Raw genomic sequence first — 24,789 nt, forward strand, 5'->3', positions numbered from 1 at the left:
TAAAACTCGCCATTCTGGCGCGTTTTTGGCTACCTACTTCTGCGTTGAATAACCTCACAAGGGAGCAACCATTGTTTCAGTTATTCGCCTTGAATTAGTTTGCCAAAAGCGCGCTGAGTAGATCAAATTCTTATACTGATTGGTATTACTCGTATCATCCTGATACTCGCCCCATCAGAGCCGCCGCGAGCGACGTTCAACTGGCTATTTTATGTGGAGCCACGGCGTTGTTCCTGACAAACGTGTCGAACCCTTATGCGGCCTCTCGCCCGTAGTATTGCAATCTAAATTGCCAACCAATAAAAAAGGCCCCAACACTTTCGTGTTGGGGCCTTTTCTGAATTGGTGGAGGCGGCGGGGCTCGAACCCGCGTCCAAAAAGCCTACATCCTCGGCGCTACATGCTTAGTCTCTCTTTTGGTTAACCAAGTACACTCCGAAAGACAGGATTGCAATTGGCGAGTTCAGTACTGTTTCGCGGTTCACCCCTGAACAAGGTTCCCTCGCTATCAAATGTAAAGGTGACCATCTAGATACTCTGCCCATTTGAGAAACGTGAGCAAGATGGCTAGCGAGCCTAAGCTGCTAGAGCGTAGTTATCGTCGTTTGCAACTATAACTGTGCGGCTTTTTACGAGGCCAACCGCCCCTCGGCATGCTCCTAGGGTTTCGTGAATCTTGTCGAATCCAGAATCGCCCCCAAGTACAAACTGATTGTAACCTGTGCTTTCCTCGATTAACAAGGATAAATGCCACAAGTGCAATCGATTGTTCGTTATCCGTACGTTTTACGCGTGCAACTTACTGTTGAACCGCTTTTTTCATCGTACGTGATTTTTCAATCTTCCATTCGCGCTCTTTGGTGTCGTCGCGCTTGTCGTGTTCTTTCTTACCTTTACCTAAGCCAATTTCCATTTTGACCCAAGCGCCTTTACGCCAGTACATGGAGATGGGGACAATAGAATAACCTTGACGGTCTACCAGTCCTTGTAGCTTGTCGAGTTCACGGCGGTTTAATAGTAATTTACGATCGCGCATTGGATCGCATACCACGTGAGTCGAAGCGGTATTTAGCGGCGTAATGGTGCAACCAAACAGCCAAGCTTCGCCATCACGCATGAAGACATAGCTTTCTGACAGGTTTACTTTACCCACACGAATTGCTTTTACTTCCCATCCCATTAAGGATAAGCCAGCTTCAAACTTCTCTTCGAATTTGTAATCGAAAGTCGCGCGTTTATTACGTGCGATTGTTGCTGGTGGGTTCTTTGATTTTTTTGCGTTTTTCTTAGCCATAGGCGGCCATTATACGCGCGCCTTGCCAATTTGGAATTCCCCTTTGTCATTATTTATAGAAATTAGCGCGATCAGATGACAGTTTGCGGTTTTTTTGTTCGCTTAAATGGTGGTTTTTGTGTGGGTGTACTTACGCGGTTAGCATGTTAAAATTTGCTGCTTTTAGCCTTAACCGTTCAGATACTTGTATAGGTAACTTAAATCGATGCCACAGATTTCCCGTAGCGTTTTAGTTCGCTTTAGCGCAATGCAGATGTACCAGTTAGTTAATGATGTTGAGTCATATAAAGAGTTTCTGCCCGGCTGTGTGGGCGGTAAAGTGCTCGAGTTTGATGGTAAAACCATGGTAGCGTCGGTCGACGTGGCTAAAGCGGGCATCAGTAAGACGTTTACCACACGTAACCAAGTGGTACCGGGTAAACGCATAGAGTTGGCACTGGAAAATGGCCCTTTTAAGCATTTGCGCGGTGAGTGGGTATTTACTGAGCTGACAGAAGATGCCTGTAAAGTGAATTTCGAACTCGATTTTGAATTCTCAAGCAGTGTGGCGGATATGGCGTTTGGGCGGATTTTTAAAGAGTTGATGGCTTCAATGGTCACCGCCTTTACCGAGCGCGCTAAAGTCGTTTATAAGTAAAGCAATATCCGCAGATATAGCATGACTAAGTGAGATCGTATTTATCAACGTTGTAGAGGGCACAGGCGTGTCAAACCAAACAGATAACTTTGCGGTTGAGGTGATATATGCCTTGCCAGAGCAACAAAAGCGCATTCAAGTGACCGTAGCACCGGGTACTACCTGCATAGAGGCTGTAGAGCTCAGTGACATGGCAAGTTTCTTTCCTGATATTGATTTAGCTAAGGTTAAACTGGGGATTTTCAGTCGTGCGGTTAAGCACCATGAGGTATTGCAACCTGGGCAGCGGGTGGAGATTTATCGCCCCTTAATTGCCGATCCTAAAGATGTGCGCCGCAAGCGCGCAGAAAAAGCCAAAGATGAAGGCAGAGCCAATAAAATCACTGGTGGACGTGTCTAGCCATTAATATGATAAATCATAGCTTGGCATCAATTGGCGAAGGGGTAGCCTAAATCAATTAGCCACAAATTGAGTTGCCTAAGTGACACAAAAAAGGTCGAATACCTCAGTATTCGACCTTTTTTATTAATTTTTCTTGAGTGCTTATTCGAACTCTTTGAGCTCGTTCAGTGGCTGCTCGTCGACTTCGGGTTTCGCTTCAGGACGCACTTCTGGGTTAAGTGGTTCTAAGTCACCTTGGTTACTCAGCTCCTGTGCAATTTCAGGTAATGAACTTTGCTCAAGTGGAGTATTGAAATCGTCGTCTAGCTCATAATCCCCATCCACTTTACTGAGTTGGTCACCGTCAAAGTGGATAATGAGCTCTTTGTGGGTGATTTGCGCATTACGGCCATTTTTATAATGGTAAACATAATACCAAGTGTCATCAGCAAAGCTATCTCGTAACACAGGGCGGCCGAGAATATACTCTACCTGCTCTTTGGTCATTTCTATACGAAGCTTCTCAACCTGTTGAGTTTCTACGTAGTTACCTTGAGGAATATCAGGCTTGTAGACTAACCAGTCAAATACACCACAGCCACTCAATGATAGAGAAAGCGCTGCAGCACCTAATAGAGTCAGACTTCGTTTTTTAATTGTCGTTTTACTTGGCTTTATATCGGTCATTGATTGCGTTACATCCTAAAAATCTGTCGGCCATGATAACCAAGCACTTACCCTGCTGACAAGCGCTATTGTCTTCTATTGTTGTTAAAACCTTGAGCATTGAGACTCATATCAGATGATTAAGTTCATCTTGTTCGTTGTTTGCTGCTGGATAAGTGCACATTTTGATTTTTATATCACAGAAATATTCAAGGTAACTTGCTACAAGTAAATTGCTAACAAGCTATTGCAAAGTCATTATAAAGTCGCAACAATGCAATGAGTTAGATGAAGAATCACCCAAGTAAGCGAACGTTAAATATTTACTGACCACCTTAATGAATACTGGAAAATAGATGGCGCAAAAGCAGGGCAGTTTGGTGTGTGTAGGCACGGGAATGCAGCTAGCGGGGCAGATAAGTGTACTTGCTAAAAGCTACATCGAGTCTGCAGATGTAGTGTTTTCGTTAGTTCCTGAAGCCTACACAGAGAGATGGCTTGAAAAGCTCAACCACGATGTACGATCACTGCAAGGCTATTATGCTAAGGCTGGAGAGATCAAAAATCGTCGCGATAGTTACGCACAAATGGTTGATGCGATTCTCACAGAGGTTAAAAATGGCAAAGATGTTGTCTGTGCTTTTTATGGCCATCCAGGTGTGTTTGCTTGCGTTTCGCACTTAGCCATAGAGCAAGCGACAGAAGAAGGTTATAGCGCTCAAATGTTGCCAGGGATTTCAGCTGAAGATTGTTTATGGGCTGATTTGGGCATTGATCCTGGCAGCTGTGGTCACCAAAGTTTTGAAGCGAGTCAGTTTATGTTTTATCAGCATACGCCGGATCCTTGCGCCCATTTGTTACTTTGGCAAATTGGTATTGCGGGTGAACATACACTGACGCAATTTTCTACCACTAGTGAAAAGTTACAGGTGTTGGTGGAGCAGTTGCAGCAGTGGTATCCGGCTGAGCATCAAGTGGTATTGTATGAAGCGGCGAGCTTGGCGACTTTGCAGCCACGCATAGAGCGCATTGCTCTTGCATCACTGCCGCAAGCCAAGTTATCTGGCATTACGACATTGCTGGTGCCGCCATCTAAACCCTTGAGCCATAATAATGAAATACTTAGCAAGCTTGGGATATCTGCGACGGATTTAGGCTAGATTTAAGGCAGATATAAGATAGATTAAGGTTAATAGTGAAATGCTAGCTATAGTTAGCAAGTGTATGAATAACAATAAACCAACGAAAGTCTAAAAGGGAGAGACCATGTCAAAGTTAAGTGATTTTTTCGAGCGTTTAGGCACAGATGCAAAATTACTCGAAGCCTATAAGAAAGACCCTGTTGGGGTGATGCAAGCCAATGGTGTGACTGATAAGGAAATTAAGGTGGTGATGTCGGGTAACGATGATGATATAAAGAAACTCTTAGGTGATGGTAAATCAAGACAGGCGTTTACTGTTATTCATGCCAACAAAAAGTAGTTTTACTCGCTCTCTATTTTTAGTACTTGCTTTCTGCTTGTCAGGTGTCATGCCTGCCATGGCAGAAAGCCGCGCCAGTTATGAAGCGGCCTTGGACCACTTAGAGAGTATTCAAGTTGCCAAACCGCAACAAGCTAGAGCTGAAATAGAAAGGTTACTTGCACTAAAAAGTGAGCTAAGTAATGAGCAACTGAGCCGCTTGTTGATCAGTCAAAGTATTGTCCATTTGTTAGATGGTAAGTTTCAGTTGGCATTAGATAACCTGCAACATGCAGAGCGGTTAACGGTGTCAAATTCAAGGTTAACCAGTAACTATTTATATCAAGCTACCACTTATTTGAGTCTCGGGGATTATGAGAGTGCTCTTGACATCATTGCCAAAAACCTCTCACGGATTGAGCAATTAGATGAACTGGATATTAAGATAAGCTCCTACCTACGTTTAACAAATTTATATGCCAGTTTAGAAGCCTACAGCGAAATGACACATTACGCCCAGCTTGTTTGGCAGTTGAGTAAAGATACTGACCCGCTAAACCATTGCTATGCTTCATTGTTTTTAGCTGTTGCAGAGTTTAAACAAGCTAAGTATATGCAGGCAGAAAAGCTGTTCCAGATTACCCAAGATTTTTGTGCAGCCAACAATATTCCTTTAGTTGTTGCTATGAGCAACAAAGGCAAAGCCGAAACCCACCTTAAGCGGGGAAATTATTCAGAAGCGTTGAGCTTGTTATTGGAGGCGCAGGCGGGCTATGAAACTTTTGCTTTTCAAATGGAGCTTAATAGCGTTACCGCATTATTGGCTGAAACCTATTACCATTTGCAGCAACCCGCCCAAGCAAAATTGGCTGCAAATGCGATTATGGCGTTACCTGAAGCGCCGATAAATATCGAAAATAAAGTGATTGCTAGTAAAGTGCTTGCCTATTTAGCCCATGCAGAAGGTAATTACCAACAGGCGTATGACTCTTTAGCTTTGCACCAAGCGTTAGCTAAAACATTACTCGATGAAACTAAAGCCAAGGCACAGGCTTATCATATGGCCAAATTTGAAAACGGCGAAATGACTCGTCAGGTAAGAATGCTTGAACAAGATCGCGAGTTGTACAGTGCCCGTCAAGAACTGAAGGCGCTAGAAGATAGTCGCAATAGTATGATTTTATTGGTGACATTGGGCGGTATGGTTTTAGTCTCTATTTTTGGTATAACCACCTTAGTACAAAAGCAGCGCTATAAAAAACTGGCCCAGTTTGACCCACTCACTGGTGCCTATAATCGCGGCATAGGACAAGAGTTGGCAGAGAATATTTACGTTAAAACTGTCGCTTACCATAAACCATTTAGCGTTATTATATTAGATTTAGATAATTTCAAACTGATTAATGACAGTTATGGCCATCATGCCGGTGATTGGAGTCTTAAGCAGGTTGCTAAGGTGGTGCGCAAGTGTATTAGCGGCCAGGATATGTTGGTGCGGATGGGTGGGGAAGAGTTTGCGATCTTCCTGCCTAACCGTGACAGCGAGGCAGCGCAACAAATTGCTGAGTTGTGTCGTGAAGGGATTGCTGCAATAGAAGGGAAATATAATAACTATACCTTTGATATCACAGCCAGCTTTGGCGTTACCAGTAACTTAGCTGACGATTTGAGCTTGGACCCTATTACCCACCGCGCCGATTTAGCCATGTATCGAGCCAAAAAAGCTGGCCGTAATACTGTGGTGTTTCAGCTTGATAATAGTGGAGAAACGCTACCGAATGCTTACCAGAGTAAATTCGCATTGGGCTAGCGATTAGCTTTAAATACCCTTAAAAAAGCAAAGACAGTGTCTTTGTTTTTTTTATGGCAGGTTCAATCAGCAGCGTTAAGGCTAAAGTTTTGTCGATGTTATGAGTGGTTAGTTTGGTAACTCATAGTTAGTTGTATGCATTGGCTTGGCTGTTCAAACTGGTGGAGCATCACCTTGCTTATTGCTCAGTTAGACAAGCTTGCTCGTTAGCCAAGCCTCTGAAGTATGTAAATCCATCTTATTTATCCGCGTAATCACCTCTTTGTACACAAATATAGAGATAGGCTAAACACTAGAACTAATTAGCTTATTTTTAGTGATTTCTGCTATTAAGGCGGTTTTATGAGATTTTATTTAGTTTTTTTGTCGGTAAACCAATTTAATTTTCGATGTTGATCGACATACTAATCTGCCATTTGCATATCTAGTCTTAACCTTTTACCTCTAGTTTACGTAAACGTAAAATTAAAACGTTCGTTTGAATTACTGTTGATTGATTCTTTACTTAAGGTATTGATTATTAATGGTTTGCCTTCTTTCCGTGGCAGGTAAAGCCAAACGCCGATTATTAATCCGCCTAGTCTAAATTTGCTATTTGCCTGGAAAGTTATATTTACTTTAAGTTGCTTAATTACGTAATAACTTTCTTGTTGAGCTTGATGGTCAATTTGTCTGACAAATTGAAAAGTTAAAAGTAAAATGGCTTGGGTTTCTTATTTAGTTACTGATTTTTAGGGTTTTAATTGTCTGGCTTTACCATTTTAACTCATGGTTTTTACATTGTTTCGCAAGCGATTCTAGGTTACAGCTTTGTTGCAATCGACATTTTTTGTGGTTAGGTTTTAGTCAGGTTTCAGTTTGGTGACAGTTTAATATTAGCAATCGCGATAAACGATTTAGCTCACCGTAAAGATAGTTTAATTGCATAAGAGGGCAGATGGATGACAATTCAAACAATAGAAAGAGCGCCGACCGCGACAGGAATTGCCATTAAAGGGAAGCAGGTTGCAGGACAAGAGCAAGTGCTAACATCTGGTGCACTTGGGCTACTTACCAAACTGTGTGAGATGTTTGGTCCCGAGGTTGAGCAATTACTACAGGCCCGTAATCAAAAGCAGCAGCGTATTGATGGCGGAGAGTTACCCGACTTTCTGATTGAAACTAAAAAAGTCCGCGATAGTCGCTGGCAGATCCGCGGCATTCCTGACGATCTGCAGGACCGACGGGTAGAGATCACTGGCCCAGTTGATCGTAAAATGGTGATTAACGCGCTAAATGCTAATGCAAAAGTCTACATGGCCGACTTTGAAGACTCTCTAGCTCCAACATGGAAAAAGGTCATAGAGGGTCAGCAAAACTTGATGGATGCTGTTAACGGTACCATCAGCTACACTGCACCGGAAACGGGTAAGCACTATAGCCTTAACGATGATCCCGCGGTATTGATTTGCCGAGTGCGCGGTTTGCATTTGCCAGAAAAGCACCTTGAATTCAACGATAAGCCAATCGCTGCGGCGCTAGTTGATTTTTGCTTGTACTTTTATCATAACCACAGGCAGCTGCTAGAAAATGGCTCTGGTCCCTACTTTTATATTCCTAAAATGGAAAGTCATCTTGAAGCGCGCTGGTGGGCAAAAGTATTTAACTATGTTGAGCAACGTTTTTGCTTAGCGCCAGGCACGATTAAATGTACTTGCTTGATAGAAACGCTTCCAGCCGTGTTTGAAATGGATGAAATCCTGTATGAGCTACGTTCTAACATTGTCGCCCTTAATTGTGGCCGCTGGGACTACATTTTTAGCTACATCAAAACGCTGAAACAACACAGTGACCGGATATTGCCTGATCGCCAAGATTTAACCATGGACAAAGACTTTTTGAACGCCTATTCGCGTTTGTTGGTTAAAACGTGCCACAAACGTGGGGCCTTGGCTATGGGAGGAATGGCTGCATTTATTCCGGCGAAAACTGAGCGCGAAAATAATGAAGTGCTTGCGAAGGTGCGCCGCGATAAAGAACTTGAAGCCCGCAATGGTCACGACGGTACTTGGGTTGCCCATCCAGGACTTGCAGATACTGCGATGAGTATTTTCAATGAATTTATTGGTAATAATCATGTCAATCAATTGCACATTACCCGCGATGTAGATGCGCCTATTCAAGCAAGAGAGCTGTTGAGCCCTTGTGATGGCAAGCGAACAGAAGCGGGTATGCGCCTAAACATTCGTATCGCATTGCAATACATAGAAGCTTGGATCAGCGGTAATGGTTGTGTCCCCATTTATGGATTAATGGAAGACGCTGCGACAGCTGAGATCTCGCGCGCATCTATTTGGCAATGGATTAAACATCAACAGCGTTTAGACAGCGGTGAGTTGGTCACTAAAGCCTTGTTTAAGACAATGTTGGTAGAAGAGCTTGCCACGGTTAAAACAGAAGTGGGACCCGATAGCTTTACCCATGGTAACTATACTCAGGCCGCGGTATTGCTGGAGCAAATAACCCTTGCAGATGAGTTAGTTGATTTTCTGACTTTACCTGGCTACGAGATGTTAACGGCATAGCGCTTAACCTGGCTATTAACATCATGCTTAAATTTACCACCCTTTTCAATCTGCCACACGTGTGCCGGTTGTTCCCGCGTTGTATTCCTACGTGCGATGCGGGCTTTTAATCTGGGCTATTCATTTCTATTGCTACGATAGCCTTGCTTGTGTTTGCGACTCATTGAGTCGCTTTTTTTATCCAAATTTTTGTTACTTGCCCCTAGTGCAACACGTTGTCGCGCTTTTTTAGCCATTGAGTTATCCATGCAAATTGATTGTCCCCGTGCACCATGATTAACCAACTAATGTATGATTTAGGTCAATAAGCGCTCATCCATTGGTAAAATAAGGTATTATTTGTCGCTATAATTACTAGGTATAACAGCATAATATCCGCTATGTTTATAAGATAAATGCAGAGGATTTTAACGGGCGTTACTATGGGCTCATCTATAGATGAGAGTAATACTCAATTTAATATCTTGTCCCTTTGCGCCCCTACAAATTAAGAGAGCGTTTTGAAAACGACCAATCCTCATCCACATCAATCGAAGGGAGTCGATTATTGGACCCAGCGTATCAGCGAGCAGGAGATGCCCGCGCTATGCTCTACCGTCAAATCTTTAGAGAAGCTGGCTAAAGATGATGTGTCCTCTTTGGCGATTCTTGGCCGCAGTGTGATGCATGATAATGCGTTAACATCAAAAATCCTTAAGGTGGCAAATAGTGCCATTTACAGTAAAGGCATTACGCAAGTTACCACCGTTAGCCGTGCGGCTGTGGTGTTAGGTTTTGATACTATTAGAAATATTTGTATCACTGCCAAATTGCTGAGTAGCCTGCTAGAAAATAAAGGCTTGTCTGAGAACGTATATCAGCGCTTAATTAAGTTAATGGCGAGTTCTTTTCAGGCGGCGATGCTGTCGAAGATGATGCTAAAAGAACACGGCGAAGAATTACAAGAAGAGGTCTTTGTTGCCGCTTTGCTATACCAACTTGGTGAAAGTGCATTTTGGAGCATGGGGGGAGAACCCACTGAGCAGCTCGATAGGCTGCTGAATGAATGCGAAGATGACAAGGCGCAAAAAGCGGCGGTGCGCCACTATCTAGGCGGCTCTTTTAATCAGCTATCAATGGGTATTGCCAGAAGTTGGGGACTGGGAGAAGTGTTACTTAAATCGCTCAGTCATCCCGATGAGCGCACCCCTGAAATTCGCGCTATTTTTCTGGCGAATAAGATAAGTGAATTAATGGCAGAGCCTAACGTTGATTTAGCCGCATTAAACCTACGGATAACTCAAGCCGCAGAGATGCTCGATGTTGAAGTTGATGAGTTTAAAGGCCGGATGATCCGCTGCACTAAGGCAACGGCAAAGCTTGCTGATGCATATGGTGCTAAGGTGCTGGTAGATTTTCTACCCAAGACTGAGCTACTGACATTAGATTATCAAGTGGCAGAAGTTGAGCAGTTTGTGCGTGAGCCCAATCAATTAATTCAGCTAAAGAAACTCAGAGAGCTTACCAACTGCGCAGTGGAGCAAGCCGACTTTAATCGTGTGCTTACGGTAACACTTGAAGGCATACTAGAAGGCTTGGGGGTTGATCGCTGTGCCTTGATGTTGCTATCACCCAATCGTAAAAGATTACAACCTCGACTAGTGCTAGGCGAAGAGTCTGAACAGATGAAGCAGGATTTTATGGTCGATGTCTCGCAAAAAAGCGGAGTGTTTGCTGATGCAATCTCACTTAAGTGCCCCATGTTTGTCGATGACCCCAATTCCAGTAAATGGCGTATGTATATTGATGATGAACTGCGTGGATTAACCAGCCACCATGGGTTTATGTTGGCGCCTGTGGTGGTGGACTCTAAAGTGATTGGGGTGATTTTTGCTGACAGGTTGCAAACCGAGCGCGTAATTACCGCGATTGAATATGATGGCTTTACCCATTTTGCCCAGCTGGCCAATGTGTGTTTGGGCGCAGCTTTGCACGCCCATTAACCTTTAAACGCCAAACTTAGATTTTACTGTTCACTGTTGCGTACGCCCGCCTCGTGGGTCTTAATCTGTTGGGTAATAGATTTAGCAATATCGTTGGGGATGGGGAAACTCAAGTGGTACTGGGCGATCTGCCAGCCATTTTCGTTCAGAATCAAGGTGCCAGTCCCGCGGCTTGTGCCATATGATTGGCTGTCTAATAACTCATCAAACACCATAGTATCGCCATATTGCATCAGGCGGCGACTAATGGGCTGATAGCGCCAGCCGTCGGTTGGGCGCGCATAGGATGCGAACTGTTTCATGTCCCAATACTCTGCTGCATCGGTGCCGATAAAGACCGCATCTTTGCTATACAGGGCAAAATAATTGTCCCAATCGGCATCGGCGGCATAGTGATGCAACTTATCAAGTACCTTTCCTGCCGAGTCTTTTGCCATCGCGCTGGCGAGCGAGTGCCCTTGAGACTGTGTCTCAGCGTTGGCGCCCGTCAAAGTTAAGCATAAAACCCCAAATGCTAGCGCGAAATTCAGTGTTACTCTCTTATGGCCGAACAGCTTATTCATTATTGTTATCATCCTTTTACCTTACCCAGTTTGGCTGTGGCTAGTGATTTATTTTATCTACTAATGCCAGTTTACTGGATCAAGTTTAAAAAAGTGACTGAGTTGTAGATATAAATGACGGTGCTCAGTAAACAGCGCGTGGGGACGCTCAAAAAATACTTCGGTGATGACCGCAAAAAACTCGGCGGGGTTAGTTGCACCATAATAACTAAACAGTGAGTACTCATGACTGTGAGCGGCATTTTGCAAGCGCTCAAACTCGTTTGCTAACACCTGCGACCATTGCTGATAATCTTCAGTGTTGTCCAGTTGTGGTGCGCCATTCGCGGGGCCAGTTTCTTGATCAAGCTGATGGGCAAATTCATGCAAAACAACATTGCTTCCATCACAAGGGTTTGCTGTGTCTTTTTGGGTGGTTTGCCATGACAGTATTACCGTGCCTGTTTCCCACGACTCACCCGCTAGTACCCGTTGCTGCTCGGAGACAACCCCACCTTGCGCCACCATTTGGTTACTGACGATAAAGGGACTGGGGTAGACTAGAATTTTGCGTAGCTTAGGGTAGTAATTGGTTGGGCGGTTTAACAACAGCAAACAGGCTTGAGAAGCAATTGTCAGTCGAATCTCATCATTAATCACCATGCCATCACAGCCAACAAAAGCCTTTTCATCGAGAAATATTTGAATATGTTTTTTTAGTTGTAACTGCAAATCTGCTGGTAAGTGGCGATAGTAAGGAACCTTTGTTTGCAGTATTTTGCGCCACTGTCGAGGAAACGGTTTATTGGCGATGCGTTGACGCCGACGCGTGAGCCGCACCTGGCTGGTGGCCACCCACGCGATAGCCACGGTGCTGAGCAAAAAAATTAACGCAATCATCATGGCTTATCCCGTACACAAATTAATTAGTTATTATTGATATAGGGGAGTAAGGACCGCTTTTCAATGATTGGTATAAGATTTAATTTCTAGTCGGTTTCGTCAACCTTGATGGTATTTCTACCGCTGTGTTTAGCCAGATACAATGCTTCATCTGCACGTTGGATTAGTGTCGTGGCACAGTCTTTTTCGTTGATGGTGGTGCAGCACAGGCCAATGCTTATCGTCAGCATGCCAAAAAACTCAGAGTCTTGATGGGGGATAGATTGTAATCGTACCGCATGTTTCATTTTTTTTGCTAGATTGAAAGCGGCTTCTCGGTGCGTATTTGGTAATAACAGCACAAATTCTTCACCACCGTAACGCGCAAAGATTCCGTCAGTCACGCCATCAACCTTAGTGATGGTTTTGACGATAGTCTTTAAACATTCATCTCCGGCAACGTGGCCGTATCTGTCGTTAAATTGTTTAAATCGATCAATATCAAACAGTAATAAGGCTAGCGGTTGTTGGTACTGCATTGATTTGTGCATCTCTACTGTTAACCGCTGGTCGAAGTAACGTCGATTAAATGCCCCTGTCAGGCCGTCAATTTCAGAAATGGACTTAACCTTGGTGGCATAGCGTTTTAGGGTTGTTAGGGCGCTGACCATTTGTTGCAGTTCAAGGTTATTGGTTTGCGGCAAAGGTGTGTGTGGTTTTTCGTTGGCGATCGCGTGCATGGCAGAGCTGGTGGCGATTACTGGTTCGACTATGCCTTGTGAGATTAAGCGCCAGTTAGTCAAGGCAACCACTAAAGTGTAAAGCACGCCCGCACAGAAAATGAGAATTACGAACCAGTCACTTTCTTGTTTAAGTTGCTCTCCACTTTGTTGAAGTTTAGATTCACTGCGACTGACAAAATCTAACGTGTAGTCGGATATACGCTGCGAAAATTCAGCCTGCAGATCGAGGTGGGCATCGGCAATGGCGTCGGTATTAACCGCGTTCCGACTCAATTGAAAGAGGTTATTTTGCCCCGTTAACAAAGGCGTTAAACGCGCTAGCCAATCTTGAGTAAGTTGATGATTTTGGCTATCGTCGATTTCGATATATTTTAACTGTAAATACAATCTCAATGTTCGCCGCTGGATCTGATTGATAGTCAATATATCTTTGGTATGGCGCAGCTGATTAAGCTCAGCGAACAGCAGTTGAAATTGATGTAGTAGCTCCGTTAAGGTTTGATGTTGTGTTAGCTGCGCCTATAATGATGCTTTCGGCGCATGTTGTAAGCTTTGCATCATTTTTTGGTCGTACACCGTTAACTGTTGCTGTATGGCGTTAAAAATCTGCTCTTCATCCTCTATTAGTTGGCTTTCAATTGCGGCTATTGCTTGATTAGCCGAAAAAGCTGATTGAGTTAAGGAGTTAAGTAAAGGCAGTTGTGATTGCTCTTTGATGAGTCGTGATTCGAACTTAACCAACCGGGCTTTTTTATTGTCAGGTAAAGGGATTAATTGCAGTTGTTGCGTAGCTGATATCAGCAGTTGCCACTGGGTAGATAGCGCGTGTAGTAGTTGCTGCCTTTGAGTTTCTGAACTAAACGATTTGAGTTGATTAGTGATCACTTGCAGGCGCTGAGCATCTTTGGCTAAACGCAGTGCGGTGGTTATCTTAACCGTGTCGTGATTAACTAAGTTGTCAATTCGTTGTTGCAGTTGAGTCGATAAATACAGTGACACACTGCCAATAGCGAGCGACATCATTGCAATGACGATAAAGACAAATCTTGACCGTTGTTTAAGGCTTTTTAGTGGCTTTGTCATAGTCATTTTACGATCGCTGGAACCTCACCATGGTGATTCTGAATTTCAAGAATCCGCTGTCGAAGTAACTGTACTTGGCTGTCGATATCATTGTTTTTATTCGCGAGTTGATAGCAAGCCTTAGTCAGTTCAGGGTAGATTCTGCCCATAGCACTGCTGGTAAAGTGTCCTTGGTTGGCGATATTTTTAGCCCAGGAGATGTTGGCTTTGTGGCTTGCGGTTAGCGCACCATTAATGGCCCTGAGTTGCGGTTGACCCAGTTCGGCTGACAATACGACATCAGCACGACACGGATTACCACCACCCAGTGCGTAGTCATATTGTGCTTGATATGATCCCATGTACTTAAGCAGCCAATATGCCGCAGTGGGATTATGTGAGTCGTAAGCAACGGCAAAGGCATAGGCGCCATTGTAGGGCTTCCCGCCGGGCACTTGGGTGACCTTAAGACGGGCGCCGTTAATGTTTTGCTCTGCTTTATAAGATGCTTGCCATAAGTTGTTGTAGGCAAAGGGCCACATCGCCACTTTGCCGTTAGCTAGCGCATTGGCTGCTTGCTCAAAAGCGAAGTTTTTATCAGTGGGATAGGCGTATTGAAGCAGTTGACGGTAGATTTCTGCGGCTTGTCTCAGTGGTTGGTTATCGGCGCTAATGGTGAACAGGCTGAGCTCATCGTGTTGATAATTGGGCTTCATCCAATGTCCGCCAAGGCTCCACAAAATACTGGAAAACTCATCATTAATATGGGGACGCTTACCGGCCATCAAGGTCAGGCCATAAAAAGGTTGATTTAGGCGTTGCCCGGCTAAAGTGTCTCCTGCTTGGCGTGTGAAGAACTCACTGATGTCGAGTAGCTGTTTAAAGTCACGGGGTGGTGCTAAAGCATAATGATAACGGGCTTTAAAATTGGCTTTCTCTTCAGCATGTTCAAATAGATCAGAGCGATAGTGGTTACCCATTACATAGTTGTTGTAGGGGATGGCGTGCACTTGGTTGCGGTAAGATAGAATATTGAGTAACGAGGCATAATAAGGTTCTAAGTAATGGTTCATCGCTTGCTCGCCTTGGGGGTCATACAAACTGGCGAGTTCTGTTAAGGGCACAGTATATCCATTGGATGCCCACTCTTTGGCCCAACCGGCTTCCATGGTTAATAGATCGTATTGGCCTTTGCCCGCGAGTAATGACTGAGTTTGCAAAGGGTACATCTGTTCAAGTGGCAGTGAGACTACATTGACGGGGACTTGGGTTTGGGCGGTGAACTTAGGTAGCAGTTGTTGTTGCAGATAATCGGTCCAAAAACCCTTCTCGGCTACCAGAGTGAGCGGCTTTTTATTGTCCAGCGGCGGAATTTCAGCGAGTGTGAATTGGGCATAAGTATTGTTTGATACCATGAAAGCGTAATAGATGAAAATCGCAGCAAAGAACTTTTGCACCAAACAATACTCCAGTAAAACGGCTTGGATATAGTATTAATACTATCCTAGCTTAAACTTGTACATAATTATTTTACTTGTTATTTACAATTGGAGGCTGCAAAAGAAAAAAACTGGCAGCTCGGAAAGTACTTTATGGGAAAAGTAAGCTGCCAGTGAAAGGTTGGGAGGAACCCAAAAGATCGCGTACATACTTTGGTGTTACAGTTTGTCTACTCAACTATGATAGATTTTTCGACTCTTCTACGTTCATCATCACTGAGCGAATAATGATGCTCAATGAGGAAGCGTATTAGTTTTGACTTGGCCACATCACAACCACTGGCTAAGTCTGCTAGATGACTAATGGCTGATTCGCTCAAGGTAAAAGTAGCTTTCCTAAATGGGGCATTGCCTTTACCTATTGTACGAACCGGATTAACCGTTTGTTTGTCCTCCTGATGAGGTTTAAATTCTATTATTTCTGCAATGCTGTTGGATTGTTCACCGCCAGCAGCATAAGTGGTAGCCTGATCAATGAAGCCGTCAATAAAGTCATCCAATGACATTTGTTCGGGCACATCGATATGGGTTTGGCGCTTAGATTGCGTAGAGTTTTTCTTGAGATCTGCCAGTCCCATAATCACCCCTTATTTTGGCTTGCTGTTTTTGCGCCAGTTGATTGCGCACCTCTGTGGCACTTTTTACATTGAATAGCTCACAGGCTATACCGCGAATTTCGTCAGCGGCTTTGCCATTTGGTTGAATTTCTATCACTGATAGACCTGACTCTTCACTGTCACCGTAGATGTTACGACTGTAAGTGATAGCATCGAGCACATTGATGTCATAGGTGCGACACACATCTTTTGCTTCAAAAATTCGGTTAGCTTGATTGGGCAGGCTAGGGCATTGAGTAATGACAAACGAGGCCTGCATTTTAGGGTTGATCATCATACACGTCGCGACAATATCATCCATGTGGCTAACCGTTTTCAGATCGCGACGTTTAGGGCGAAGCGGCATCAGTACATGGGATGCCACAGACATAGTGGCGCGCAGTGCCAAGTTATCTTGGCCACCGCAATCAACGATGACATAGTCATAGTGTTGCTCTAAGCTGAGAAGATCATTACGAATCTTGCCATATAGTTGCACGCAATTAATGCTGGTGAGTTCTGGATTGTTATTTCTTGCTTGAATCCAGTCTGATGTCGTGCGCTGGGGGTCACAGTCGACCATGATTATGGAAGCGCCGCATTCTGCACTGAGAAAAACGGCTAGATTCTGCGCAATGCAACTCTTGCCGCTTCCTCCTTTTTCTCCGCCGACGAGTATGATCATATGCTTCCCCTTGCTTGTACTGGTGTTGTTGCGCCTGTCCGAGACCCGATAAAACCGCAGGTATCGCAATGAAATTAGTGCAACTTTAATGAGTTAACTGCGTGTCTATGATCAAATTTAGAGGCTTATTAATCGAGGGTCAACTGTATGATTTTTGACGTTTTTTGTTTTTTTGACTGATGTTAATCCCTTGACGGTTCTGGCAATAAGACAGTTAATTGACAATGATTGATTCTCGGTTTAGTTATGGTTAGATAATAAAACAAATACAGTATGTTACACCGATGTTACTGCTAAATGCTGGCTGAACTTGCCGGGTGTTTGTCGTAAAATCGCTGCTAATAATCCATTTCTTATAACTATATTTATAGTATGTAAGGCTTTGTTATATATATTTGATATAGGTCTTAAATCAGAGCTAAGGCGAGCACACGCCAAGTTGCGACTAGCGTCAGTAAGCGCGGTGTGTTCCAATAACCCATGAGCTGATTATTGAATGATAGGAGAGTGCTGGTTGGACGAGAAGCAATTGGTTGAGGCAATCAATCAAACGATGCCCTTTGGTAAATATGCTGGACGAAAACTGCTCACTTTACCTGAACCCTATTTGGTCTGGTTCCACTCAAAAGGCTTCCCAGAAGGTAAGTTAGGTCAGCAATTGGCGTTAATGTACGAGATAAAACTCAATGGCTTGGAGCAGATGTTGCAGCCGTTATTGAATAAAGTTCCCGACAAATAGGCGCGCCTAGCAGCAAATGAGAGCTAAGTCTAAAAGTTTGCAATCAAATAGTAATTAGCTACTTTAGATAGAGATTTATTATCGAGTGCGTGCTTTAATAATTGGCAAATCTAAATCGTTAAGGAAATTGTAATGATAGCTAAATTGGTCAAACTAGCGGCTGTGGCAACGCTTGCGTTGGGTATTTCAAGTGCATGGGCTGCAGGTGTTGTTCATGAAGGTACCGTTGTCGATACCATGAACGGTGGTGGTTATACCTATGTGCAAATTAAAGATTCAGACAAGACTTTTTGGGCTGCTGGCCCACAAGTTGAGATCAGCAAAGGCGATACCGTCGTTGTTCAAGAACAGATGTGGATGAACGACTTCACCAGTAAAACGCTAGATCGTACTTTTGACGAGCTACTGTTTGTTGGTCGTATTGATAAAAAATAATCCCGAATTATTTAAAACGGCGTTAGTAGTTTACTATTAACGCCGTTTTTTTATGTGCGATAGTGACAAGGCGCGGCGATGAATTTTGAGTTAGTGGAGTTTGATAAACAGTACGCAGAGCAGATAGGCCCATTGTATCATCAGGCCGTGCACAGCTATGTGGGCGAGTTTTACACTACAGCGCAACTCAATGCTTGGTCTGCTGCGCCGCGCTCAACCTATCACTGGCGCAAGCGCTTAAGCCAAACTCGTAGCTGGCTAGCAATTGTTGCTGGGCGATGCGTGGGCTTTATCAACATGGAAACCCATTTTCATTCTCGCGGTTATATCGATAGTTTGTATGTTCTACCGCAATACCAACACCAAGGCATTGCCACTGCACTTATCGTGCAGGTGCAGCAATGGGCAATTGAGCAAGGGTACCGGCAAATAACTGTCGATGCATCCGCGATGTCTAAGCCGGTGTTTATCCGTCAAGGTTTTCAACTGCATCATAGGCGTTACCAGCAAAAAAACGGTGAAGTGATTGCTGGGTTTGCGCTGTATAAAAACTTAACCTGATGCGGTTATAAACCTGGTAATGAGTTAGCTAGTCGGCTAAGGAGTGGCTTAAATAGTTAACCTGTGGGCTCAGTGCTTCATCAATATGTTGTTCTTGCATATAGGCGATAAATGCAGATGGCAGGGTGACCCCAGCTAGTGTGCGTTGCCAGCATGCCTTTAGCAATGGGCTATAACCTTCTTTGCCTGAGGTGGTATAGGCGGATGATACGCCATGGTAAAACTGATTGGGGTCAATCGCGATCCACGTATCAGTTTGTTGATGACTGAGTATTTCTACTTTTACGATACGTTGGCCGATGCCTTGGCGGCCATCATAGAAATAACGCACCCCATAAGTATAAGGAAAGCTACCCGCGCCAGTGCCTGTGACACTATTGTTGGTGGCACTATTAATGGCAGATTCCAGTGCTTCAATTAAATATTGACCTTTAATGCGGTACTTAACCAAAGGCAGATCAAATGGCAAAATTCGGCCTAATACATCTGCTAAGGTGAGCTGACCTTTATTTAAGGACTGGCGCACGCCGCCAGCATTATGCAGTACAAAGTCGACCTTGCAATGGTGACGATGCACTTGATGGTAAATGCTCTTACAGATCCACGGTGCAATCTCACTGCCATGGGGCAGGGCTTTGCTTGGTAATCGAGTATGGACGAGATTACGTGGTATAAAACCGAGTACCTGATGCTCCATGGCATCAATTGCGGGGCGGTAATGCAGGTCAATCACATGCTGTATGTCATTACAGCTATCATCCCCTAATAAATTAGCTTTAGCCGCTAAAAGGTCGGCCAGTTGTTGCTGCTCTATCTGGGTGACTCCTTGAGCTGATTCAGCTAAAAAGGTCTTATCCAGCATGAAGTAGTTGTCACCGGTAAGTGGGGTGACTTTGCCATGGCTGTCAAAAATTATCTCGGCTAATCCGATGGTTTCGGCGTATTTACCCGCCTGCACAATCGGGGTGTGATTGCGTATTTCACCGTAGGGTGAGGCACTTAGGCCAAGCTGACTAAAATCGCCCTGTAAGGTGTGACTATGCCCGCCAACAATTAAGCTTATGCCGTCGACTTGTTCGGCAAGCTCGCGGTCTTGAATAATACCTAAATGGCTGAGCACGACGATGTGCTTGATATTTTGCTGGTGCAGATGCTCAATTGTTTGCCGCACCGTTGCCACAGCATTGACAAACTCGGTATCGGCATCGGGTCGAGCAATCTGTTTCATCTGATCGAGGGTAATACCGACAATCGCGAGTTGCTCATCGTAAAAAGGTTGCACAATATAGTTGGCAATACCTAGCTGCGGATCGTAGTCGTATAAGTTAGGGTGATTAGCGAGTTTATGGGCTTTAGTAGCATCTTCTGCGCTTAAGTCCATATTGCCTGCCAGCAACGGGAATTGAATATTGTTAAGAAAATCGCTTACCGGGGCATTGCCGGCATCAATTTCATGGTTACCCAAAACCATCGCATCAGGGGCCAATAAATTAAGCAGGTGAGCGTTGGCTTTACCTTTAAACTGGTTGAAGTACAACGTGCCCTGAAAACTGTCACCGCCATGCAGAAATAGAAAGTGCTGCTGTTTCTCTTGGGCCAACTTTCGTGCTTGGGCAACTTGATAGGCAATACGCGCGGCACCGCCACTATGACTATAAACTTCAAACTGCTTATCGTTTAGCTGCACATCAAACTGCACATGGTTAGGATCAAAATGTGAGTGGGTATCATTGATGTGGGCCAGTGAAAGCGAGTAAGTAGTCATAAATTGCCTCAAATAACGCGGCCGCAAAGTTTACCATAGCTTTTGGGGGCCAACCTAAGAATTTTACACCTTAGCATCCGCTTTGGAGTTGCATTGCATTTGGTAATAAAAAAGGGAGCCGCAGCTCCCTTGTTGTCAGAATAAAGACTAGCTGTCTTTTTCTGTTTGCGGTGATTCAACGTAAGAGTCAAATTCCCCGTCTGATGATAATCGAATACCTTTGTGCTTCATGCGGCGTTTCCATAGCTTACGCGCCAGTTGCTGCATATCAGTCACAGGATCGTTACTGTCGACAATTTCTAACCCAAGCAAAGATTCAATAATATCTTCTAAGGTGACAATACCTTGACCGCTGCCGTATTCATCAACAACCATTGCCATTTTGGTATTTCGCTTAATCATAAGCTCAAATAACGGGAGAATTTTTGCCGTTTCAGGTACGACAATCAAACTACGTTTTAAGTCCAAAATGCGGCTCTGCGGTGTTTGTCGCTCGGCCAATAGAATGTCATTGCGATTAATGAAACCGATGATATCGTCAGGTTCATTATGATAAATAGGAATCCGAGTAAAAGGTTTGGCCTTATGTAAAGTGGCAAATTCTTCCTGAGTCATGTCACTTGGCAGGCTAAACATCACGGTTCGCGGTGTCATAATTGCAGTAACAGGCATCTCTTTAACCGACAACATCTGGGTTAAAATTTGTGACTCTTGCTCATCAAGCTCGCCCGACTCTTGACCAATTTTGGCCATAGCACTCATTTCTTGGCGGATATACTGGCCTTCATCACCTTTACCCATTAATTGCGTCACTTGTTGTGACATCCAAATTAACGGTTTAGTTAGGCGCTCCATCCACATCAGAGCATAAGAGACGGTTGGCGCGAGCGAACGCCAATAGTTGGCGCCCAGTGTTTTTGGGATGATCTCTGAAAAGAATAAAATCAGAAAAGTCAGTACGCCTGAGAATACGCCAAGCATCTCATCACCAAATACTTTCGCAGCTTGCGCACCGGCAACGGCAGCACCTACGGTGTGGGCAATGGTATTGAGGGTCAAGATAGACACTAGAGGCGACTCAACATTGGCTTTTTGTCGATTTAATCGATCAGCCGCTGTGGCATTAGTTTGACCTAATGTCGCAATATAGCTTGGGGTGACAGACAGTAGAACAGCTTCAAAAACACTACAAAGAAATGATATCCCGATAGCAACAAGGATAATAACAATGAGGGTGACCATGTGGGTGGAAGAACAACTCCGAGTATCAAGCCAATATTAGCTTGATCGGATTCTATCACAGTCTCTAAAAAGTACTTAACATATTTATCGATTAAACATTATTCATCAAATGCCAATCAATAGCCCAGCTTTTATAGGCCAATATGGCAGCAATTAATCGGTAAAGCCCTAGCTTAAATATGGCTTTTACTCGGCAACCCATGTTAGCGAGATGCTAGCTATAATGAATGGGAGTCTGTATAATTCGCCGCCCTGTGGCGGGTTTTCGTGTTGAGGTTGTGCAAAATGAGTGAGAAAAAAATCAATTTATTGGATCTTGATCGTAAAGGATTAAGAGCGTTATTTACTGAAATGGGTGAAAAACCTTTTCGTGCCGATCAATTGATGAAGTGGATTTATCATTTTGGTGTTAGCGACTTCGAAGAAATGACTAATATAAACAAAGTGCTACGAGCAAAGCTTGCGGCGCGTTGTGAAATTGTCGCACCGGAAATTTCCAGCTACCAAAAGTCAAACGATGGCACCATCAAGTTTGCTATTAATGTTGGTCAAGGCCAGGAAGTCGAAACGGTTTATATTCCTGAAGAAGACCGAGCGACCTTATGTGTGTCTTCTCAAGTTGGCTGTGCACTAGAATGTACTTTCTGCTCAACTGCGCAGCAAGGTTTCAACCGTAACCTCACCGTCTCAGAAATTGTTGGCCAAGTTTGGCGAGTATCGCACTTTTTAGGTTTTCAAAAAGAGACCGGTGATCGTCCGATCTCAAATGTGGTGATGATGGGAATGGGTGAGCCGCTACTGAACCTAAATAACGTCATACCTGCTATTGATATTATGCTGGATGATTTTGGTTTCAGTTTGTCTAAACGCCGCGTGACAGTATCGACCTCCGGTGTGGTGCCAGCACTTGATAAGCTTGGTGACGCGCTAGATGTGGCTTTAGCGGTAAGTATTCATGCACCGAATGACGAGCTGCGTGATGTGTTAGTGCCAGTGAATAAAAAGTATCCATTAGAGGACTTTTTAGCCGGAATTCGCCGCTACTTAGCTAAGTCAAACGCTAATCGAGGTAAAGTGACGGTGGAATATGTCATGCTCGATCATATCAATGATAGCACGGACCAAGCACACGAATTAGCTAAAGTGATGAAAGATACACCTTGTAAGATCAATCTAATTCCGTTTAACCCATATCCAGGTTCGCCTTATGGTCGTTCGTCTAATTCACGTATCGATCGTTTCTCTAAAGTACTGATGGAATACGGCTTAACGGTGATTGTACGTAAAACTCGAGGTGATGATATTGATGCCGCTTGTGGTCAGCTTGCAGGGGACATTCGCGATAGAACCAAACGTTTAGCGAAAAAACGCATGCAAGATAATCAAATATCGGTCACAATAAACTAACTCATTGTATCTTAAGTTAGATAGGCCCACTGATGAACCTAAGTGTGCAAAAATTATCTGTTATTGTTGCCCTGTCATCGGTACTGATGACGGGTTGTGTCACCGAACGCACTTATAGCGGTACTGATGTGCCCGTCACAGAGCGTGAGTTTGATAATTCCGCCGCTGCGAGACAACGGGTACAATTGGGCTTGATGTACCTTCAAAAAGGTAATAGCGAACAGGCTAAGTATAACTTAGATAAAGCCGAAGAGTTTGCTCCTAACCTTGAAGATGTGCATGTGGCTATGGCGTATTACTACCAGTCTGTCGGAGAGCTTGAGCTGACAGAGAAGGCATATCGTCGTGCGATCAATGCCAGTGATGCGACAGGCGACTCAATGAACAACTTTGGCGTATTTTTATGCCAGCAAGAAAAGTATGCCGAGTCAGAACGAATGTTTCTGCGCGCGGTCAAAATGCCTAAGTACACCCGTTCCGCTTCAAGTTATGAAAACTTGGGCATATGTAGTCGAAAATCCGGTGACTTAGACAAAGCACAACAATATTTCGGTATGGCGCTGAAGTACGACCCACGAAGAAGTGTTTCTTTGTTGGAGCTAACCGAGATAGAACTTGAGCTACAGAATTATCAGCAAGCTAAACAGGGACTCGCACGCTACCACCGTGTAATACCTGAGTCCGCAGAGAGTTTAGCTTTAGGAATTGAAATTGAGCATGGCCTAAACGATACGGAAGCCGCGCGTAAATTTGGTATTTTACTCCTGGCAAAATTTCCAGCATCTGAAGAGGCTAAGCAATATCGAGCAAGTATGCACTAATGACAGATAAACAGATCGATATGCTAGATGACAAAGCCGAAGCCACTGATACGTTGACCATCGGCGAGGTGCTGGCGGCTGCACGAAACCAAAAGAGCTTGTCGATAGAGCAAGTTGCTAAATCACTGAATCTTCGACCCGGCATAGTAAAAGATATAGAAGCTGATGACTTTGATGACATGGGGTCGACCATCTATGTCAAAGGGTATATTAAAAACTACGCTCGACTAGTTTGCGCAGAGCAAACCGTGGTCGATCAATGTGTCGCCAAGCAGTTCCCGCCTATCGCCGACCCAGAGATGCAAAGCTTTTCTCGCAAAACTAGCCGTCAGGCCCGTGATGGCCGTTTTATGCTGGTGACCTATCTTATTGTTGCCATATTACTGGCACTGCTTGTGCTTTGGTGGGTACAAAAATCTAATATGCTGTCCGGTATCGATTTCTCCAAGCCAACCGTTGAAGAAGTTGCTGAGATTAATGCCCAAGACACAACAGACCCGCAAATGCCAGCAGATGGTTTGCTGCATGCCAGTATCACGCCCAATGCATTTGACATAGTAGAGCAAGTGGCCGCAGGCAGCGACGCCACTGAAGCCGATGATGCAGCAATGTCAAATGACAGCGCAGTGCAAATGGCAACTCAAGATGCAGTCGCTCAGGATGCAGCCCCTTCACAACCGGCGACTCATCAAGATGCTGAGCAATCAGCGGCCAGCCAGATCGCCATGAGTGATAGCTCATTGGGGCAGTTGAGCCTAGTACTTGATGGTGACTGCTGGATCCAGGTAAAAGATGCCCAAGGCAAGGTGCTGATTAACGATTTAAAATTGGCTGGCAGTGAACACAATGTCAGCGGACAGGCGCCATTTAATATAACTTTAGGTGCACCACAAGTTGTGCAGTTAAAATTAAACGATCAGCCGGTAAATTTGGCGCAATATCCAAGTGGGCGTGTCGCGCGCTTAACCTTGCCAAATGTGCAGTAGAGCTTGATTGAAATAGAGTAAATTGATC

At 44.3% G+C, this 24,789-nt stretch carries 24 protein-coding genes and 1 other RNA gene; 13 read left to right on the forward strand and 12 right to left on the reverse strand.

Annotation, left to right across the window (positions count from 1 at the left end):
- Positions 1 to 343: 343 nt before the first annotated feature.
- Positions 344 to 699: a transfer-messenger RNA gene (ssrA, locus tag L865_RS24765) on the reverse strand.
- Positions 700 to 799: 100 nt separating this feature from the next.
- A complete protein-coding gene (gene smpB / locus L865_RS0101590; RefSeq protein WP_028771621.1) occupies positions 800 to 1,294 on the reverse strand; it encodes an SsrA-binding protein SmpB in 495 nt (164 codons plus the stop codon).
- 205 nt (positions 1,295 to 1,499) lie between these two features.
- Between smpB and L865_RS0101595 the strand changes: the two genes are divergently transcribed.
- Both L865_RS0101595 and L865_RS0101600 read left to right on the forward strand, forming a co-directional pair.
- Positions 1,500 to 1,931, forward strand: a complete 432-nt coding sequence (locus L865_RS0101595; protein WP_028771622.1) for an SRPBCC family protein — start codon at positions 1,500 to 1,502, stop codon at positions 1,929 to 1,931.
- Between the two features lie 67 nt (positions 1,932 to 1,998).
- Positions 1,999 to 2,331, forward strand: coding sequence for an RnfH family protein (locus L865_RS0101600; RefSeq protein ID WP_028771623.1), 333 nt, complete (start codon positions 1,999 to 2,001; stop codon positions 2,329 to 2,331).
- Between the two features lie 144 nt (positions 2,332 to 2,475).
- Here the strand turns inward: L865_RS0101600 and L865_RS0101605 are convergent, their stop codons facing one another.
- Complete coding sequence (locus L865_RS0101605; protein ID WP_028771624.1) at positions 2,476 to 3,000, reverse strand: outer membrane protein assembly factor BamE; 525 nt, start codon at positions 2,998 to 3,000, stop codon at positions 2,476 to 2,478.
- A gap of 335 nt (positions 3,001 to 3,335) precedes the next feature.
- On the opposite strand from L865_RS0101605, the gene L865_RS0101610 reads away from it, so the two are divergent.
- The 5 genes from L865_RS0101610 (at position 3,336) to L865_RS0101635 (ending at position 10,796) form a co-directional block, all read left to right on the forward strand.
- On the forward strand, positions 3,336 to 4,139 hold the full coding sequence (locus L865_RS0101610) for an SAM-dependent methyltransferase (protein ID WP_028771625.1): 804 nt from the start codon (positions 3,336 to 3,338) through the stop codon (positions 4,137 to 4,139).
- Positions 4,140 to 4,245: 106 nt separating this feature from the next.
- Complete coding sequence (locus L865_RS0101615; protein WP_028771626.1) at positions 4,246 to 4,461, forward strand: hypothetical protein; 216 nt, start codon at positions 4,246 to 4,248, stop codon at positions 4,459 to 4,461.
- A complete protein-coding gene (locus L865_RS22855; RefSeq protein ID WP_051484387.1) occupies positions 4,445 to 6,250 on the forward strand; it encodes a tetratricopeptide repeat-containing diguanylate cyclase in 1,806 nt (601 codons plus the stop codon). The genes L865_RS0101615 and L865_RS22855 overlap by 17 nt, the downstream gene beginning before the upstream one ends.
- Positions 6,251 to 7,191: 941 nt before the next feature.
- Positions 7,192 to 8,814 (forward strand): malate synthase A, encoded by a 1,623-nt coding sequence (aceB, locus tag L865_RS0101625; protein WP_028771627.1) that lies wholly within the window; start codon positions 7,192 to 7,194, stop codon positions 8,812 to 8,814.
- 500 nt (positions 8,815 to 9,314) lie between these two features.
- A complete protein-coding gene (locus L865_RS0101635) occupies positions 9,315 to 10,796 on the forward strand; it encodes an HDOD domain-containing protein (RefSeq protein ID WP_028771628.1) in 1,482 nt (493 codons plus the stop codon).
- A 23-nt stretch (positions 10,797 to 10,819) separates the two neighbouring features.
- Here the strand turns inward: L865_RS0101635 and L865_RS22860 are convergent, their stop codons facing one another.
- The 7 genes from L865_RS22860 to L865_RS0101665 all read right to left on the reverse strand — a co-directional run bounded on the left by L865_RS22860 (position 10,820) and on the right by L865_RS0101665 (position 16,805).
- Complete coding sequence (locus tag L865_RS22860) at positions 10,820 to 11,359, reverse strand: nuclear transport factor 2 family protein (protein ID WP_051484388.1); 540 nt, start codon at positions 11,357 to 11,359, stop codon at positions 10,820 to 10,822.
- Positions 11,360 to 11,419: 60 nt separating this feature from the next.
- Complete coding sequence (locus tag L865_RS0101645; RefSeq protein WP_037470364.1) at positions 11,420 to 12,241, reverse strand: M90 family metallopeptidase; 822 nt, start codon at positions 12,239 to 12,241, stop codon at positions 11,420 to 11,422.
- A gap of 86 nt (positions 12,242 to 12,327) precedes the next feature.
- Positions 12,328 to 13,356: a GGDEF domain-containing protein gene (locus tag L865_RS24770; RefSeq protein WP_157577393.1), complete on the reverse strand. Its 1,029-nt coding sequence runs from the start codon at positions 13,354 to 13,356 to the stop codon at positions 12,328 to 12,330.
- 126 nt (positions 13,357 to 13,482) lie between these two features.
- Positions 13,483 to 14,052, reverse strand: coding sequence for a hypothetical protein (locus L865_RS24775; RefSeq protein WP_157577395.1), 570 nt, complete (start codon positions 14,050 to 14,052; stop codon positions 13,483 to 13,485).
- A complete protein-coding gene (locus tag L865_RS0101655) occupies positions 14,049 to 15,440 on the reverse strand; it encodes an ABC transporter substrate-binding protein (RefSeq protein ID WP_037470399.1) in 1,392 nt (463 codons plus the stop codon). Before L865_RS0101655 ends, L865_RS24775 begins: the two co-directional genes overlap by 4 nt.
- A 254-nt stretch (positions 15,441 to 15,694) precedes the next feature.
- Entirely contained in the window at positions 15,695 to 16,102 is a 408-nt protein-coding gene (locus tag L865_RS0101660; RefSeq protein ID WP_028771631.1) for a hypothetical protein, read from the reverse strand.
- Entirely contained in the window at positions 16,062 to 16,805 is a 744-nt protein-coding gene (locus L865_RS0101665) for an AAA family ATPase (protein ID WP_028771632.1), read from the reverse strand. The genes L865_RS0101660 and L865_RS0101665 overlap by 41 nt, the downstream gene beginning before the upstream one ends.
- A gap of 514 nt (positions 16,806 to 17,319) precedes the next feature.
- Here L865_RS0101665 and L865_RS0101670 point away from each other — a divergent pair.
- The 3 genes from L865_RS0101670 (at position 17,320) to L865_RS0101680 (ending at position 18,540) form a co-directional block, all read left to right on the forward strand.
- Positions 17,320 to 17,544 carry a DUF3820 family protein gene (locus L865_RS0101670; RefSeq protein ID WP_028771633.1) on the forward strand — a complete coding sequence of 75 codons (225 nt, stop codon included), beginning with the start codon at positions 17,320 to 17,322 and terminating at the stop codon, positions 17,542 to 17,544.
- Between the two features lie 132 nt (positions 17,545 to 17,676).
- A complete protein-coding gene (locus tag L865_RS0101675; RefSeq protein WP_028771634.1) occupies positions 17,677 to 17,979 on the forward strand; it encodes a hypothetical protein in 303 nt (100 codons plus the stop codon).
- A 78-nt stretch (positions 17,980 to 18,057) separates the two neighbouring features.
- Entirely contained in the window at positions 18,058 to 18,540 is a 483-nt protein-coding gene (locus tag L865_RS0101680; RefSeq protein ID WP_028771635.1) for a GNAT family N-acetyltransferase, read from the forward strand.
- 28 nt (positions 18,541 to 18,568) lie between these two features.
- Here L865_RS0101680 and L865_RS0101685 read toward each other — a convergent pair whose 3' ends face one another.
- Both L865_RS0101685 and L865_RS0101690 read right to left on the reverse strand, forming a co-directional pair.
- Positions 18,569 to 20,305: a bifunctional metallophosphatase/5'-nucleotidase gene (locus L865_RS0101685; RefSeq protein WP_028771636.1), complete on the reverse strand. Its 1,737-nt coding sequence runs from the start codon at positions 20,303 to 20,305 to the stop codon at positions 18,569 to 18,571.
- Positions 20,306 to 20,452: 147 nt separating this feature from the next.
- A complete protein-coding gene (locus tag L865_RS0101690; protein ID WP_028771637.1) occupies positions 20,453 to 21,547 on the reverse strand; it encodes a CNNM domain-containing protein in 1,095 nt (364 codons plus the stop codon).
- Positions 21,548 to 21,832: 285 nt separating this feature from the next.
- Between L865_RS0101690 and rlmN the strand changes: the two genes are divergently transcribed.
- The 3 genes from rlmN to L865_RS0101705 are packed head-to-tail and all read left to right on the forward strand — an operon-like array spanning position 21,833 to position 24,761.
- A complete protein-coding gene (gene rlmN, locus L865_RS0101695; RefSeq protein ID WP_028771638.1) occupies positions 21,833 to 22,954 on the forward strand; it encodes a dual-specificity RNA methyltransferase RlmN in 1,122 nt (373 codons plus the stop codon).
- Positions 22,955 to 22,986: 32 nt separating this feature from the next.
- Entirely contained in the window at positions 22,987 to 23,775 is a 789-nt protein-coding gene (pilW, locus tag L865_RS0101700; protein ID WP_028771639.1) for a type IV pilus biogenesis/stability protein PilW, read from the forward strand.
- Positions 23,775 to 24,761 (forward strand): RodZ domain-containing protein, encoded by a 987-nt coding sequence (locus tag L865_RS0101705; RefSeq protein ID WP_028771640.1) that lies wholly within the window; start codon positions 23,775 to 23,777, stop codon positions 24,759 to 24,761. The genes pilW and L865_RS0101705 overlap by 1 nt, the downstream gene beginning before the upstream one ends.
- Positions 24,762 to 24,789 lie beyond the last annotated feature (28 nt).

Source organism: Shewanella waksmanii ATCC BAA-643, from assembly GCF_000518805.1.
Lineage (GTDB): Bacteria > Pseudomonadota > Gammaproteobacteria > Enterobacterales > Shewanellaceae > Shewanella > Shewanella waksmanii.